Source organism: Rhodococcus sp. UNC363MFTsu5.1 (assembly GCF_000686785.1).
GTDB classification, from domain to species: domain Bacteria; phylum Actinomycetota; class Actinomycetes; order Mycobacteriales; family Mycobacteriaceae; genus Rhodococcus_G; species Rhodococcus_G maanshanensis.
In genome coordinates this window covers 14,243-29,818 of record NZ_JMLO01000004.1, presented here as the reverse complement: position 1 = coordinate 29,818, position 15,576 = coordinate 14,243, and the positions used below count along the sequence as shown (strand labels likewise).

At 69.5% G+C, this 15,576-nt stretch carries 13 protein-coding genes; 6 read left to right on the top strand and 7 right to left on the bottom strand.

Annotation, left to right across the window (positions count from 1 at the left end):
• Positions 1 to 24: 24 nt before the first annotated feature.
• Entirely contained in the window at positions 25 to 1,404 is a 1,380-nt protein-coding gene (locus BR31_RS0106825) for a hypothetical protein (protein ID WP_027500316.1), read from the bottom strand.
• Positions 1,405 to 1,538: 134 nt separating this feature from the next.
• Positions 1,539 to 1,946 carry a large-conductance mechanosensitive channel protein MscL gene (gene mscL, locus BR31_RS27675; protein WP_051637035.1) on the bottom strand — a complete coding sequence of 136 codons (408 nt, stop codon included), beginning with the start codon at positions 1,944 to 1,946 and terminating at the stop codon, positions 1,539 to 1,541.
• A gap of 285 nt (positions 1,947 to 2,231) precedes the next feature.
• Here mscL and BR31_RS27670 point away from each other — a divergent pair, with 285 nt between their 5' ends.
• The gene (locus BR31_RS27670) at positions 2,232 to 2,636 is read left to right on the top strand and encodes a DUF7144 family membrane protein (protein WP_051637034.1); all 405 of its coding nucleotides are present in this window, start codon (positions 2,232 to 2,234) and stop codon (positions 2,634 to 2,636) included.
• Positions 2,637 to 2,749: 113 nt separating this feature from the next.
• Complete coding sequence (locus BR31_RS0106805) at positions 2,750 to 3,670, top strand: hypothetical protein (protein ID WP_027500315.1); 921 nt, start codon at positions 2,750 to 2,752, stop codon at positions 3,668 to 3,670.
• Between the two features lie 87 nt (positions 3,671 to 3,757).
• Here BR31_RS0106805 and BR31_RS0106800 read toward each other — a convergent pair whose 3' ends face one another.
• Positions 3,758 to 4,792 (bottom strand): aspartate-semialdehyde dehydrogenase, encoded by a 1,035-nt coding sequence (locus tag BR31_RS0106800; RefSeq protein ID WP_027500314.1) that lies wholly within the window; start codon positions 4,790 to 4,792, stop codon positions 3,758 to 3,760.
• 2 nt (positions 4,793 to 4,794) lie between these two features.
• A complete protein-coding gene (locus tag BR31_RS0106795; protein ID WP_027500313.1) occupies positions 4,795 to 6,063 on the bottom strand; it encodes an aspartate kinase in 1,269 nt (422 codons plus the stop codon).
• 208 nt (positions 6,064 to 6,271) lie between these two features.
• Between BR31_RS0106795 and BR31_RS0106790 the strand changes: the two genes are divergently transcribed.
• Complete coding sequence (locus BR31_RS0106790) at positions 6,272 to 7,453, top strand: low temperature requirement protein A (RefSeq protein ID WP_027500312.1); 1,182 nt, start codon at positions 6,272 to 6,274, stop codon at positions 7,451 to 7,453.
• 43 nt (positions 7,454 to 7,496) lie between these two features.
• Complete coding sequence (locus BR31_RS0106785) at positions 7,497 to 9,032, top strand: bifunctional 3'-5' exonuclease/DNA polymerase (RefSeq protein WP_027500311.1); 1,536 nt, start codon at positions 7,497 to 7,499, stop codon at positions 9,030 to 9,032.
• On the opposite strand, the gene BR31_RS0106780 is transcribed toward BR31_RS0106785, so the two are convergent.
• Complete coding sequence (locus BR31_RS0106780; protein WP_081830356.1) at positions 9,008 to 10,006, bottom strand: AraC-like ligand-binding domain-containing protein; 999 nt, start codon at positions 10,004 to 10,006, stop codon at positions 9,008 to 9,010. The two genes, BR31_RS0106785 and BR31_RS0106780, sit on opposite strands and share 25 nt — an antisense overlap.
• 89 nt (positions 10,007 to 10,095) lie before the next feature.
• On the bottom strand, positions 10,096 to 10,884 hold the full coding sequence (locus BR31_RS0106775) for a protein kinase family protein (protein ID WP_027500309.1): 789 nt from the start codon (positions 10,882 to 10,884) through the stop codon (positions 10,096 to 10,098).
• A 354-nt stretch (positions 10,885 to 11,238) separates the two neighbouring features.
• Here BR31_RS0106775 and BR31_RS0106770 point away from each other — a divergent pair, with 354 nt between their 5' ends.
• Together BR31_RS0106770 and BR31_RS0106765 are read left to right on the top strand one after the other, a co-directional pair.
• Complete coding sequence (locus BR31_RS0106770) at positions 11,239 to 12,936, top strand: FUSC family protein (protein ID WP_027500308.1); 1,698 nt, start codon at positions 11,239 to 11,241, stop codon at positions 12,934 to 12,936.
• A 56-nt stretch (positions 12,937 to 12,992) separates the two neighbouring features.
• Positions 12,993 to 14,219: an amidohydrolase gene (locus tag BR31_RS0106765; RefSeq protein ID WP_027500307.1), complete on the top strand. Its 1,227-nt coding sequence runs from the start codon at positions 12,993 to 12,995 to the stop codon at positions 14,217 to 14,219.
• A gap of 3 nt (positions 14,220 to 14,222) precedes the next feature.
• Here BR31_RS0106765 and BR31_RS0106760 read toward each other — a convergent pair whose 3' ends face one another.
• Positions 14,223 to 15,560, bottom strand: a complete 1,338-nt coding sequence (locus BR31_RS0106760) for a DUF1254 domain-containing protein (RefSeq protein WP_027500306.1) — start codon at positions 15,558 to 15,560, stop codon at positions 14,223 to 14,225.
• Positions 15,561 to 15,576 lie beyond the last annotated feature (16 nt).

The window sequence follows — 15,576 nt, the reverse complement described above, 5'->3', positions numbered from 1 at the left end:
AACTAAAAACAGTCCAGACTGTCGTTAAGTTTGATTCTCTGTCTCGGGCGATGCCCCCTCGACCTCAGGCGACGACGCCGCGGCCGCGGCCACTCCCGGCCGGGCGAGCACCTCGACGGCGATCAGCGCGAGCAGGGCCAGCAACGCGATCGTGAACACCACCGCCCCGGACGGATAGGTCCAGAAGACCAGCACCGCGACGGCGATCGCGACGATCGCCACCCGCAGCGGCACCCGCAGTCGTGCGGTCCAGACCTCGAGCTGGCTCGGCGCCCTGCCCTCCCCCGTCTTCCTGATCTTGTCGACAGCCCGCGTGAACCCGCGGCGCACCGCGAGCGCGGAGGTCGACCCTCCGGTCAGGTAGCCGATCAGCGCGACGACGATCCCGGTCAGGAACCAGGCACGCACCATCGTCTTGAGCGGAGCTGCCAGGGCATCCACCACCGCCGCGGCCGCCGCGGGCGACAACACATCCGACGGGATCTCGTCGATGTACACCGCGCGGGCGATGTGGGCCGACACAGCCAGCAGCGCCATCGCGATCGCGGCCCCCAGCCCCACCAGCGACAGGGCCCGCAGCCGCCTGCCGTGCGGCGCGGCGAACACCGCCCCGATCGCCGCCAGCACCGCGAGCCACGGCAGCCAGGTGGCGGCCTTGTCCAGCGCGTTGACGGCCCGCTGCGCCTTCACGAGGTCGGCAGACTGGAAGATCACGAAGCTCGCGTCGACGTCGGGGATCTTGTCGGCGAAGGCGAACCCCCGCTCGGTCAGGTTCTCCTTGACGGTCTTGAGGATCGCGTCGAGCGGCACGCTCACCGTGCCCTTCTCGTCGATCTCGACCACACCGGTCTCGCCGGTCGCGACCGCCACGAGGTTCTCGTGGGCGATCCGGTTCGCGTCGACCCACGCGCTCTCGAACTGGTCGCTGCTCACCAACGAGTGCACGGTGTCCCGGATGAAACCCTCGGCCTGGCCTGCGATCACCGGAGCCAGGCCGACGACCTGCTGCGGCACCCGCGGCGCGTTCTCGGTCAGTGCCGTCAGCGCCTCCTGCGTGATCTTCTCGACGTCGAGCCTGGTGAAGATCTGGCGCGTCACCTGGTTGGTGATCTCGTCCTGCACGGCCGGGTCGGCGCCGAGCGGCGCGACGGTCGCCACATACCGGTCGGTGTCGAGGATCTCGCTCCGCGTGTAGCGGGCCAGCACCGAGGTCAGCAGCAGCACCGCGACCAGGACGATCAGGAGGCCGGACGCGGTCCAGCGCAACGCGCCGCCGATCCCGCGGCGCTCGGCCACCTCGGCCCCTGCAGCCCGGGCGCGCTCGGTCTCGGCGACCTGGGCGCGCAGGCGGATCAGTTCCGCCCGCTCGTCGGCATCGAGCGGCTTCGCTTCGTCGGACGTCATGTGAAAAGCATGCGGCCTCGGGTGGCGATTCGACAGCGCCGATCCGAAATCTCACCCGCACCGGATGAGGAGACAGACAAACGCGGCGTCCCCGACCCCCAAGGGCCAGGGACGCCGCGAGCGAAGACGAACGGCTAGGACTCGACCCGGGTCGAGTTGGCGTCGGCGTTGGCGTCGGCGAGCAGGTTCCGGATCTCGGTCAGGAGCTCGATGTCCGTCGCCTCCTTCTCCTGCTCGGTCATGAAACGTTCCTTGACCGAGTTGAACGGAACGATCAGCACGAAGTAGACGACCGCCGCGATGAGCACGAAGTTGATCACGGCGCTCAGTACCGCGCCGAGGTTCACAAAGGTCTCGGGGCTGTCGGTGATCTGAAAGCCGAAGCCCATCTCGTTGGAACCGCCCAACGACGCGACCAACGGGTTCACGATGTTCTCGGTGAACGCGGTCACGATCGCGGTGAAGGCCGCGCCGACCACGACGGCAACGGCGAGGTCCAGCACGTTGCCCCGGAGGAGGAACTCCTTGAATCCCTTGAGCACTTGGTGGTCCTTTCGTTGAGGAATCGACCCGACTTGACGGAACGATATCGGTCGGCACGGCACCGTACACGACTCCGCGCCCCATCTCACCCTGAGCGGATGACGCGGACCGCCGGTTCCCGGCCCTACCGTCAGCGGCATGTCCAATGACCACAACCGACAGGAGACGGCCGTCAAGACCGTCGCGATCATCTCGCTCGTCGCGATCGTCCTGACCGCGGCACCGATCCTCGTCGCGCTCATCTTCTGATCCGTCACCCGACCGACACCTCACCGAAGGAACCCATGGACGACAAGAGCCCCGGAGGCTGGGGCGTATTCGCCGGCCTCATGCTGATCATGATCGGCACCTTCAACGCGGTCGAGGGCATCGCCTCCCTCACCGCGCCCACCCGACTGTTCGTCGGGGAGGAGAAGATGCTGATCCTCGACTACGACCGGTGGGGATGGGTGCTCATCGTCTGGGGCGTGCTCCTCGTCGTCGGCGGCGGCGCGCTGCTGGCGGGAGCCACCTGGGCCCGCGTGTTCGGCGTGACCCTCGCGCTGCTGAACGCGATCGGGCACCTCACGCTGATCGGCACCCAGCCCTGGCTGTCGATCCTGATCATCGCCGTCAACATCGGCGTCATCTGGGGCCTCACCGCCGGCTGGCCCGCGAACCGGGCGCAGGCGCAGAGCACGCCCGCCTGACGCACCCCACCCACGCCCGCCGCCCGTCCCACCACAGGACGGGCGGCGGGCGGACGTTTTTCACCTACCCCGGATGAGGAGTCCGGTCCGGCGGTCGCGTTGACTTGACCACCGTGAAGTCCTCGAAACTCTCGGTGAGCCTCGCCAGGGAAGCACTGGAGGTCAGGAAGCAGACCGCACGGGGCTGGCTGAAGCGGACCTCGGCCGGGCGCACGGTGGCGCGGATCATCAAGGGAATTGTGGACATCGAGCTCGCCGACCGCTCGATGACCCTGGCCGCGCAGGAGTTCACCTCGGTGCTGCCGGTCATCATCGCGGTCGGCACCATCGGGAACCTGGACGGCGTGAGCGACACCATCTCGGAACAGCTCGGGTTCGATCCGTCCGGACTGGACCTGTACGCCATCGCTCCCGGCGCCCTCGAATCGAACACGCCGACCTTCGCCACCTTCGGTTTCATCGGAATGCTGATGGTCATCCTCAGTGGGACGTCCTTCGCCCGAGCGCTGGGCCGGCTCTACGGGAAGATCTGGAACATCCCGACCCTCTCCATCCGCGGCAGCTGGCGTTGGGTGGCCGTGCTGTTCGCGGTCGCCTCGTCGGTTGCGCTGCTCAGCCTGGCCAGGGAACTGGCCGGGGTGGACTGGGTCGGGCCGCCGCTGGCGTTCGGCACCGAGCTCGCCATCTGGTTCGGGCTCTGGTCCGTGGTGCCCTACCTGCTCACCGAGGGCAGGCTCGCCGGCCGGGTGCTGTGGGCCACCGCCGCGCTGACCGCGCTCGGGCTGGCGCTGCTCCGCATAGGGGGACAGATCTACCTGCCGATGGCAGGCGAGTCCGCGCAGGAGAAATTCGGCTCGCTCGGGCTGGTGTTCACCACCATCACCTGGATGTTCGTCCTGTCGGGCGTCGTCGTCGGGGCGGCGACGACCGTCAAGGCCCTGGCCCTGGACGAGGGCTGGATCGGACGCCTGCTCCGCGGCCCTGCCCCGATCCTCGAACCGGCGAAGGACCCCAGCATCGCCGAGGCGGTCTGACCGTCACCGGCGCGGCCGCCCGCGAGTGTGCAGTTCCCGCCGCCCGCACTCGGGCGACGCGACGGGAGGTGCACACTCGGCGGACGGTCAGCCGACGAGCAGCTCCGCGATCTGAATGGTGTTGAGGGCGGCACCCTTGCGCAGGTTGTCGCCGGAGACGAACAGCGCGAGGCCACGGCCCCCGGGCACACCCGGATCCTGACGGATGCGGCCGACCAGCGACGGGTCGCCGCCCGCCGCCTGCAGCGGGGTCGGCACGTCGACGAGCTGCACTCCGGGCGCCTGGGCCAGCAGTTCCTTGGCGCGCTCGACGGACAGCGGGTTGCCGAACTCGGCGTTGATCGACAGCGAGTGGCCGGTGAACACCGGGACGCGCACGCAGGTGCCGCTGACCAGCAGGTCGGGCAGGCCGAGGATCTTGCGGCTCTCGTTGCGGAGCTTCTGGTCCTCGTCGGTCTCGCCGCTGCCGTCCTCGACCAGCGAACCGGCAAGGGGGATCACGTCGAACGCGATCGGGGCGACGTACTTGTTCGGCTCCGGGAACTGCACGGCACCGCCGTCGTGCACCAGCTTCTCGACGTCGTCGATCACCGCGCGCGCCTGCGTGGCCAGCTCCTCGACGCCGGCAAGGCCGCTGCCCGACACCGCCTGGTAGCTGCTGATGATCAGCCGCTGCAGGCCCGCCTCGTCGTGCAGCACCTTGAGCACCGGCATCGCCGCCATCGTGGTGCAGTTCGGGTTGGCGATGATGCCCTTCGGCGGGTTCTTCGCCTCCTCCGGGTTGACCTCGCTCACCACGAGCGGGACCTCGGGGTCCTTGCGCCACGCGGAGGAGTTGTCGATCACGGTTGCGCCCGCCGCCGCGAACCGCGGTGCCTGGACCCGGGACAGCGTCGCACCCGCCGAGAACAGCGCGATGTCGATGCCCTTGAGGTCCTCGTCGGGGGTGGCAGCGGTGTCCTCGACCACGATCTCCTCGCCACGGAACGGCAGCTTCGTTCCTGCCGAACGCGCCGACGCGAAGAACCGCACCTTGTCGGCGGGGAAATTGCGCTCCGCGAGGAGCGCGCGCATGACGGCGCCGACCTGACCGGTCGCGCCGACCACAGCAACAGTTGTCATCTCTAGCGCCCCGTTCCCGCGTGGACGACGGCCTCTTCGTCGCCGCCCAGATCGAATGCCTTGTGAATCGCCCGCACGGCGTCGTCGAGATCGTCGTCCGCGACCAGCACCGAGATGCGGATCTCGGAGGTCGAGATCAGGTCGATGTTGATGCCCGCCTCGGCGAGTGCCTCGCAGAAGGTGGCGGTGACGCCCGGGTGGCTCTTCATACCCGCGCCGACCAGCGACACCTTGCCGATGCGCTCGTCGGAGAGGATCTGGGTGAACCCGATCTCGCCCTGCAGTTCCGTCAGCTTCTCCACCGCGGCGGGCACGTCCGTCTTCGGCAGCGTGAAGGTGATGTCGGTCTTGCCGGTCTCCACCTTCGAGATGTTCTGCAGCACCATGTCGATGTTGATCTCGGTCTCGGCGACGGCCCGGAAGACCTTGGCCGCGTAGCCCGGCACGTCGGGCAGCCCGACGACGGTGACCTTGGCCTCGCTGCGGTCGTGCGCGACGCCGGTGAGGATGGCTTCTTCCACGGGAATGTCCTCCATCGATCCGGACACCATGGTGCCGGGCTTTGTGGTGTACGAGGAACGAACGTGCACGGGCACGTTGTAGCGGCGCGCGTACTCGACGCAGCGCAACATGAGCACCTTCGCGCCGCACGCGGCCATCTCCAGCATCTCCTCGAAGGAGACGGTGTCGAGCCGCTGCGCGTCGGGGACGATGCGCGGGTCCGCGGTGAAGATGCCGTCGACATCGGTGTAGATCTCGCAGACGTCGGCCTTCAGCGCGGCGGCGAGGGCGACGGCGGTGGTGTCCGAACCGCCACGGCCGAGGGTGGTGACGTCCTTGCTGTCCTGGCTGACGCCCTGGAACCCGGCGACCAGGACGATCGAGCCGCGGTCGAGCGCGTCGCGGACGCGGCCGGGCGTGACGTCGATGATCTTCGCGTTGCCGTGCGCTCCGGTGGTGATGACGCCGGCCTGCGACCCGGTGAAGGAGCGAGCCTCCTCGCCGAGGGAGTGGATCGCCATGGCCACGAGCGAGTTCGAGATGCGCTCGCCGGAGGTCAGGAGCATGTCCATCTCGCGCGCCGGCGGACCCGACGGGCAGACCTGCTGTGCCAGGTCGAGCAGCTCGTCGGTGGTGTCGCCCATCGCCGAGACCACGACCACCACGTCGTTGCCTGCGCGTTTGGTCTCCACGATCCGTTCGGCGACGCGTCGGATGCGCTCGGCGGATGCCACCGAGGATCCGCCGTACTTCTGCACGACGAGCGCCACGCTAATCAACCTCCGGATCTGGGAACTGGGTACGAAGTCCAGTTGGCAAGCTTACCGACGACACCGGGCCCGCTCGCAGTCAGCCGGGGGGACCGGGCGGCGCCCGGCCGCCCGACGGGACACTAGTGCTCCCGGACCCCCTGCGCAGGGCCTTTCGTGGTGGCACAGTAGCCGAGTGGAATTCCCCAGGCGAACCCATATGCAGGCAATGCAGGAACGGTCCTCCGTCTCCCCGCTCGAGCTGTTCTTCGACCTCGTCTTCGTCTTCGCGTTGACCGGCGTCACGGCGCTGATGGCCGAGGACACCTCGGCCAGGAATCTGGTGCGTGGCGTGCTGGTGATGGCCGTGCTGTGGTGGTCCTGGATCGGTTACACATGGCTGGCCAACGTGGTCCGCGCCGACGAGGGTTTCGCGCGGGTCGCGATGTTCTTCGCGATGGGCTCGATGTTCATCGTCGCGCTGACCATCCCCGAGGCCTTCGACGACCTGCCCGGCGGGCTCCCCGGCCCGGTGGTGTTCGCCGTCGGCTATTTCTTCGTCCGGCTGATGCACCTGGCCACGTTCTGGCTGGCCAGCGCCGATGACCCCCAGCTGCGCGGCCAGCTGCTGCGGTTCGTGCCGTCCATGGTCGCGGGCACCACCCTGCTGCTGATCGCGTCCCAGCTCTCCGGCACCGCGCAGACCCTGATGTGGCTGGCCGCCCTGGTCGGCGACTACCTGGGCACCCTGTTCGGCGGCGCGGGTTGGCGGCTGAACTCTGCGAGCCACTTCGCCGAGCGGTACGGGCTGATCATCATCGTCGCGCTCGGCGAGTCCATCGTGTCCATCGGCATCGGGGTGACCGCGCTGCCGATCTCCTGGCCGATCGTCGCGGGCTCGCTGCTCGGGCTGGCCGTCAGCGGGCTGCTCTGGTGGGCGTACTTCGACACCACAACCCTTGCCGCCGAGCGCGCCCTCTCCGCGGCCACCGGCGAGACGCAGATCAGGCTCGCGCGGGGCGGGTACACCTTCCTGCACCTGCCGATGGTGATGGGCATCGTGTTGATCTCGCTCGGGCTGAAGAAGGTGCTGAACTACGTCGGCGACGGCAGCCATCACACCCTCACCGACCCCCTCTACGGCATCCCGCTGGTGGCGCTCTTCGGCGGCGCCGCGCTCTTCCTGTTCGGGCTGGCCGCGTTCAAGGCGTACGTGACCGGAACGATGGGGCCGGTCAACCTCGGACGAATCACCACCGCGGTCGTGCTCGTGGCGTTGATCCCGCTGGCCTGGCACCTACCCGCGCTGGCCTCGCTCGGGTTGCTCACCGCGGTCCTGCTGGCCCTGATCCTCTTCGAGACGGTGCGCTTCGCCGAGCACCGCGACGAGATCCGGCACGGCGAGCACTGACCGATCGCGGGTGTTGTCGCACCCACACGGCAGACTGGGCGCCGTGCGAATCGTGTTGGTGCCGGGACCCGAGCACGCCCTGGCAATCCGCACGGACGACCACGGGCGCGCACTGGGCGACCCGCTCCCCTTTCCCGACCCGTCCGCCGCGGTGCGCGCCCTCGAACCGGGCGAGCACCCACGGTGGGTGTGGGCGGACACCGCCGCCGTCTATCCCGGCGTGCTGCGCGACGGGCTACGTGTGCAGCGCTGCCACGACCTTGCGCTCACCGGCGCGCTGCTCAGCGTGCGGGCCGGCGGACCGGCCGTCTCCCCGCAGCCCCCTACCGACGAGCGCCCCGGCCTGTTCGACGCCACACCGCCCCTCGACCCCGCGGCGGTGGTCGCCGACCACGACGTACAGCTCGCGCTGATCGGCGACGATCCACGGCTGCGCCTGCTGGTTGCCGCCGAATCCGCCGGCGCTCTCGCCGCCGCCGAGATGAGCCACCACGGGCTGCCGTTCTCCGCCCGCGAGCACCACCGGCTGCTCGAACGCACCCTCGGCCCACGCACCACCGGCGATGCTGTGCCGCAGAGGATTCGGGAGATCACCGAGGTGATCAGCGCCGCGTTCGGGCGGCGGGTCAACCCCGCGTCCCACATCGAACTGGTCGAGGCATTCGCCCGCGACGGCGTCGAGCTCACCTCCACCCGCGCCTACCTGCTGCGCGACGTCGACCATCCGGCGATCGAGCCCTTGCTGCACTATCGCGACCTGGCCAAGCTGCACGCCGCCAACGGCTGGACCTGGCTCGACACGTGGGTGCGAGACGACCGGTTCCGGCCGGTCTACGTGCCGGGCGGGGTGGTGTCCGGGCGATGGGCCAGCCGCGGTGGAGGGGCACTGCAGATTCCGAAAGCCCTGCGCACCAGCGTGATCGCAGACCAAGGACACACCTTCGTCATCGCCGACGCCGGGCAGCTCGAGCCCCGCATTCTGGCGGCCATGTCGGCCGATCCGCTGATGGTGGCCGCGGCGGGTGCGGACGACCTGTATGCCCCGGTCGCCGCGGAGGTGTTCGACGGCGATCGCGGGAAGGCGAAGGTGGCGATCCTCGGAGTCCTGTACGGGGCCACCGCGGGAGAGTCACGAGCGCTGTTGACCCTGCTGCGCAAGCGTTTTCCGGTCGCGGTGCAGTTCGTCGAGGATGCCGCGCGGGCGGGGGAACGTGGCGAGGTCGTGCACTCCTGGCTGGGCAGGGCCTGCCCGCCACCGGACGCGGGCTGGTGGTCCGGCGGCGACGCGCACGCGCGCGGCCGGTTCACCCGCAACTTCGTGGTGCAGGCGACGGCGGCGGAGTGGGCGCTCTGCCTGCTGGCCGAACTCAGGCGGCGGATCGCCGGCGACGACACCGCCGAGCTGGTGTTCTTCCAGCACGACGAGGTGGTCGTGCACTGCCGCGATCCGGAGTCCGCCACCGCGCACGTGCTTGCCGCGACGCAGGCCGCGACCCGGCTGCTGTTCGGCGATACGAGAGTGCGCTTCCCGATGGATGTCGCGGTGCGGGACTGCTACGCCGAACCGCTGGAGACCTGAAGCGGCACAGACAGTTCCGCCTGCTGCCGGATCCCCCTCGGCGAGGTGCCAGTGATGTCCCTTACCGCGCGACTGAACTGACTCAGACCCACGAAGCCACTGCGGAGTGCCACCTGACTGATGGTGAGGTGCGCCGCGCCCGGATCGGTCAGCAGGGCGACGCCCCACCGGACCCGGCGTCGCCGGATGAGCTCGTAGACCGAGTACTCCTCCGCCTCGAACAGTTTCTGCAGGTAGCGGGGGCTGACGTTGATGCTCGAGGCGACCTGGGCGATCGTCAACCGCGGGTCGGTGAAGTTGCTCTCGACGAATTCCCTTGCCCGCGCACGGTTTCGGATGCCGATCTCGTCGCGAACCTGGGTATCGCCGGTCGACTGGTGAATCACCGCCAGGCACAGGTCGAGGATGGCACGCTCGATCAGCGCCGCTTCCGCGGACCCGGGGGCGCACACGTCGGTCGCCGCGAACTTCTCGATCGCCGCGGCGATGGTGTCGCCGAGCGGCGACGCGGGGACCGCGGCACCGACGAGGGTCCTGCTGTCCACGGACCGAGCGACCAGCAGGTCGTGCGGCAGGTAGACGAAGACGTAGTCCCCGTGATGGGAGAGCTCGACCTCGAAGGGGGCGGCGAAGTCCACAAAGGCGATCTGGCCCGCCCCAACGCAGCCGGAGACGCGGTTCTGCCGGATCCGCATCTCGCCCGTCCGCACGCAGACCATCGACAGGTACACGCTGTGGTCGTCTGCCAGCCGGTCCGGCGCCCGGATCCCCGAAACTGCCGAGGTCCGAAGCCTGTTCACCCGGATCGAGCCGAAATCCGCCGAGTGCATGACAGCGCGGAAACGGTCAGGGTTGATCGCCACCATGTCTGCCGCCGCCGACAGGGCCTCGAGGCCTTCCGGCCCACTGAGCCGCAGACCGTCGGTGAACTGCTGCGTCAACGACGCGGCCTGCGGTAGAGATTTCCCCTTCATTTACGTACCCCTGCCCACCCCCGACAAAGGAACCTTCTGTGCGGTGAAGACTACAGCCCGAGCGGACCGTACGGTCTCGTACGAGCAATTCACCAGGCCGGAGCGGAAGCGACCTCGTCGAGAAGGTGTGCCACCCACTCGGCGCTGACATCCGCGCCCGTGCCGACGGTCCGGAGGATGATCTCCGCAACGGGCGAGGTCGCCCGCGAGCGCAGCGCCACGGCACCGGCCCCTGACCGGTCCCCTGTCGCGAGCGTGGCGAGTGCCACGCCGAGTCCGCGCACGTCGCAGGAACGGTCGGCATCCGGGAGCGGACCCGGAAAGGCCAGGAACACATGCCCTTCCATGCTCACGCGGAGCCGATCCGGATCATCGAGGGCGAGCACGCCGTCCACCTCGTGCGCCCGGCACACCGCGTGCGCCAGGGGCCGCACCGCGGCGGCGGCGTCGACGGCCGACAGTCGGCCCTCCACGACCTCGGACAGCGAGCAACTCGGCACCCACTCGGTGACGACCGCGCCCGCCGATTCCGCGTCGACCATGTCGACGATGCGTGGCACGGCTGAGGTGCGGATGCCGCACATCCACACGGTGCGGGCAAAGACCTCGTCGGTGTCCACCTGCGGGCCCGCGTCGCCGCGGACACCGTCACCGGTGAAGAGGGTCAGCCCGACCTCACGGCCGGTGACCAGGTCGAGTCCGCGCCAGAACTCCGCCGACGGCACCGCGCCGCAGCAGGAGAGCAGCCGGTACCGTCCGACCGCGAACGTGCTACCCGGGACCCGGCCCGACGGCGCGATGCACCCGGGGACGGTTGGCCTGGCGAGGCCGGTCGAGTTCGCTGCGACGATGGGCAGCCGTTCGGTGTCAGCGCGCATAGACCGACATTCGGTCCGGCGAATGAGTGACATCCAATGTCATCGGTGCATCCTCACACAGGGCCGGAAAGTAAATGACCCCTAAAACCATTGGTTTTCGGGACGCCGAAATGGACCTCGATCGGCGAAATCGCCGAAGGGTGTCGAACTCGCAGGTAGGACCGGCCCGCGAATGGAGGCGGCCGGAATCGATGCCTGTGCCCAGGCGCGAATTGTCGAAACCTCGTGCGCGAATCGCTCGGTCCTGAGGACCGGTTCCGCAGCCATTTCTCGTCGTCCGCCCTGCGCGGCGACGCCGATTCACTCGCGGGTGTGCGTTGCCACCCCCGAATCGAGGTGGAGTTGAATTGGACGGTGCCCGACGCGACCCCCGACCCCTCATCCCACGCCCCACTTCCTCCGGCGCCGCGGACCCGGTCGCTCGCCTTCGGACTCCCACCCGCAGGCAGGCGTTGGCCGGGTGGGTTGCGGGCGGCGCTGGCCTTCGGGGTGCCCGCGCTGCTCGCCATCGCGTTCGGCCACGAGGAGCAGGCGCTGATCTTCAGCCTCGGCGCGTTCGCGGTCATCTACGGCGAGGGCCGGGCCTACCGCGTCCGCTGGCGCGTCGTGTTCCTCGCGGGCGTTGCCCTGCTCGCGTCCGCCGCACTCGGCGTGCTGATCGGTGGGACGGTCTACCGGGCTTGGCCTTTCGGTTCCAGTACACCAGCCCTGATCGAGGTGGTCGCACTGGCAGCGGTGGCACTCGTCGGAACCTATGTGGTCAGCGCTGCCCGACTCGGACCGCCCGGCTCCTTCTTCTTCGTCCTCGTCTGCTCCGTCGCGACGCTCATGGCCGGATCCGGGCTGTCGACCGCAGTGATATTGGGCTGCACCGCAATCGGTGTCGTCAGTGCGATGGCCGTGTCCATGTCGGGAGCGCTGGTCGATCGCCACGGACCCGAGCGCGAGGCAGTGGCCGCCGCCGCGCGCGCGATCGATTCCTACGTCGCTCTCCGCCGCACCGGCGGCCACTCCGCCGCCGCGCGTCACGGCGCCGCCACCGCGGTGAGCGCCGCATGGACCACGGTGTACGACGCCGGACTGCCCGAGCGGGAGCCCGACTCGGGCCCGGTCCGCACGCTGTACACCGCGCACCTGCGATTGGCCGGCATCGCCGACACCGATCCGACGGACGGCCCCGACCGCGAACTGGACACACCCGCACCCCAGATCCCGTTGGCCCGGCCGAACTTCCGATACCGGGTGCGCCGGTCGCTGACGTTCGACTCGCACGCCGTAGGCACGACGCTTCGTGTGGTGGTCGCGTCCCTCGTCGCAGGCGGGCTGAGCGTCGCCGCCGGGTTGGACCGGCCGGACTGGGCAGTGATCGCCGCGGTCCTGGTCCTGCACCAGGGACCGGACCGGATCCGCGGCACGGTGCGGGGACTGCACCGTTTCGCAGGCACCGCAGCGGGTCTGGTGCTGTTCGCCGGGCTGTACGCCCTCGAACCGAGCGGCGCAGCGCTCATTCTGTTGTTGATGGCCCTGCAGTTCCTGATCGAGTTGTTCATCGCCCGCAATTACGGGCTCGCCGTCATCTTCATCACCCCGCTGGCAATGCTCATCGGCGGCGCCTCCCACCCTGATGCGGCCATCGGCCCGATGATCCGTGACCGTTTCATCGAGACGGTGATCGGCGTCGTGGTGGCGCTGGCGGTGCTCTGGTCGGTGGACCGCCGCGCGCACCGGCGCGACCTTCGGTGGACCGAGACCCGCACGCTCGAGATGGCTCTCGCTCTGGTTTCCGCGCTGCGCGGGGCCGCGCCGACGGAGCCGGCCGTGATGGCGCTGCGACGGGACGTCCAGTTCGAACTGATCGGCGCGGGGATGAGCGCGGCGGATGCCGTCCACAACGAACGTGCCTGGATGCGGCTCCGATGGGCGCGGCACGTCGAGATCACCCGGCTCGGTTACGACCTGCTCGCCAGGTGCTGGGCGGTGTCGCCCGGCGGGAGGCTCGCGGACCCGGACGGCTGGGAGGCGGGCCTGCGGCGAATCACCCGCGACGCATGAGACATCGGCCGGGCCCGATGGGTTTGACTTGGGGTCGCCGAACGAAAGGGACAGCCATGGTCGACACCGCAGCCCTGACCGAACTGTACAAGGACCTGCACGCCCACCCCGAGCTGTCGTTCCACGAGACCAGGACCGCCGGCATCGTCGCGGAGCGGCTGCGCGCGCTCGGGTTCGACACCGCCACGGGTGTCGGCGGCACCGGAGTCGTCGGGACGCTGCGCAACGGCGACGGCCCGACCGTGCTGCTGCGCGCCGACATGGACGCGCTCCCTGTCGCGGAACAGACGGAGTTGCCGTACGCCAGCGCGGCGCGCGGGACCGATCCCAACGGCGAGGACGTGCCGGTCGCGCACGCCTGCGGCCACGACATGCACGTCACCTGCCTGCTGGGGGCACTCGAGGATCTGGCCGGAGACCGGGCCGGTTGGCGCGGAACGATTCTCGCGGTGTTCCAGCCCGCCGAGGAGCTCGGCGGCGGCGCACAGGCCATGGTCGACGATGGGCTGTTCGACCGCTTCGGCACCCCGGACGTGGTACTCGGTCAGCACGTGGGCCCGTTTCCGGCCGGCATGCTGGCCGTCCGCCCGGGCCCCGCGTTCGCGGCAACCGATGCACTGCGGATCAGGATGTTCGGCAAGGGCGGTCACGGTTCTCGGCCCGAGACCACGATCGACCCGGTGGTGATGGCCGCGTCGACGGTGCTGCGGCTGCAGACCGTGGTGTCGCGGACCGTTGCCGCGACCGACACGGTGGTACTGACGGTCGGTTCCCTCCGAGCGGGCAACAAGGACAACATCATCCCCGACGAGGCCGTGCTCGAGGTCAACATCCGCACCTACGACGGGGGTGTGCGCACCAGGGTCCTCGACGCGGTCACCCGCATCGTCGACGCGGAGGCCGCCGCGGCGGGCGCGACCCGCGCCCCGGAGATCACCCCGATCGACAGCTTTCCGATCGTGGTCAACGACCCGGTGGCGGTCGAGCGCACGGCGGCCGTGTTCCGCGCCAGGTTCGGCGAGGATCGCGTCGTGGACCCCGGCCTGGTGACGGGCAGCGAGGACGTGGGAATCTTCGCGACCGCATCCGGGGCTCCCTGCTGCTACTGGCTTTTCGGCGGCATCGATCCCGAGGCCTACCTGGCCGCCGCCGCGGCGGGAACGATCGAACGGGACATTCCGTCGAACCACTCCCCCCATTTCGCGCCCGTCATCGAGCCGACCCTCACCGTCGGCATCGAGGCCATGGGCGCGGCGGCGCGGGAGTGGCTGGGCCGGCCCTGACTCTCAGCCGACCCTGACGATCGGCGGTATCTCGTAGGTCCCGTCGAACACCTCCTGCCGCGGGCTGTACATCCGCAGCAGCGGCCGGAAACCAGCCGCCGGGGTCGGCAGCCAGTTCGCCCGCGCGGTCGGCTCTGTCGGCTCGGCGGCGCTGAGGGTGATCGTCAGCGAGCCGTCCTCCGCGTACACCAGCCCTGGCGTGCGGTCACCGATCGAATAGCGGTCGATCGGGTTGTCCACCAGGTAGAACTCCGGCAGGTCGTACATGGTGATCGACCAGAACGCATCCACCGGCGGCGCCTGGGCGAAGGTCAGCGTGTAGCTGCGCTCGCCGGTCAACTCGTCGCCGTCGCCGTCGAGATAGACCGGCGAGTAGGCCGCCTCGTAGCCGTGGTTGCCCCACAGCCCGCCCATCGCGGCGGCCGCGCGCAGCCCGATCGCCTTGGCCCGGTCGTTGATACGCCACTCCGGCGAGTTGATGGTGCCGACCTCGAAGTAGTCGTCGTTGTAGTCGAAGATGTGGAACGGCTGATGCCATCCGTTGACAACGGCGTCCCCGGCGCCGGACTTCAACGCGGCCACCAGCCCGTCGTGTCCCGTCTGCGCACCGGCAGTCAGCGCGGCCGTGAGGTCCGGGTCGGTCTCGGCGAAGGGCGAGGGACCCCAGGCCAGCAGGCCGAGCGGATCGAAGGAGGCTTGCAGCGGCAGGTCCTGCGCCGCAGGCGGATAGGCCTGCAGGAAGACCCGCAGCTCCTCCCAGAACGCGAGTGGCTCCGGCACGTTCGGATCCGTGCTGGGCAGCCCCGGCGGTGGTTCCTGCTCGCCGACCGGCGTCAGCGTGAGCTGCTGCTGTAGTGCGCGGACGCGGGGCAGGTCCGTCTCGCCTGCGCATGCCCACCGCCCCACGATCGACGCGACCGCGGTCGGGAACGCGATCCTGGTGACGCCGCTCGGCGTCTCCCCCGACCATCCGGGCGGCGTCAGCAGGTAGCGCCCGGCAACCGTCCCGGTGGCACGCTTGCCCACGTAAGCAAAGTTGTTCGTCCACGCGTCCACGAACTGCAGCACGTAGTAGGCGCCGTCGGTGTCCGGGACCTCCAGGAGCAGTGGACCGTTGGTCAGGTCGAGCTGCGCCATCGAGTACACGGTGTCGTTGTTGATCGACACGAAGGTGTCCTTCGGCCCGGCGAGGGCGGCGGCGTGGCTGAACGTGTTGAACGGCGCGGCGGCATTGGCCCCGACCCCCGTCGTCACGTAACGGCGCACCTGGTCCAGGTTGAACACGAGTGGAAATCCGTACACGTAGGCCTTGGCGGCCAGATCCTTCAGCTCGGTACCCATACGACTCCCCTTCGCC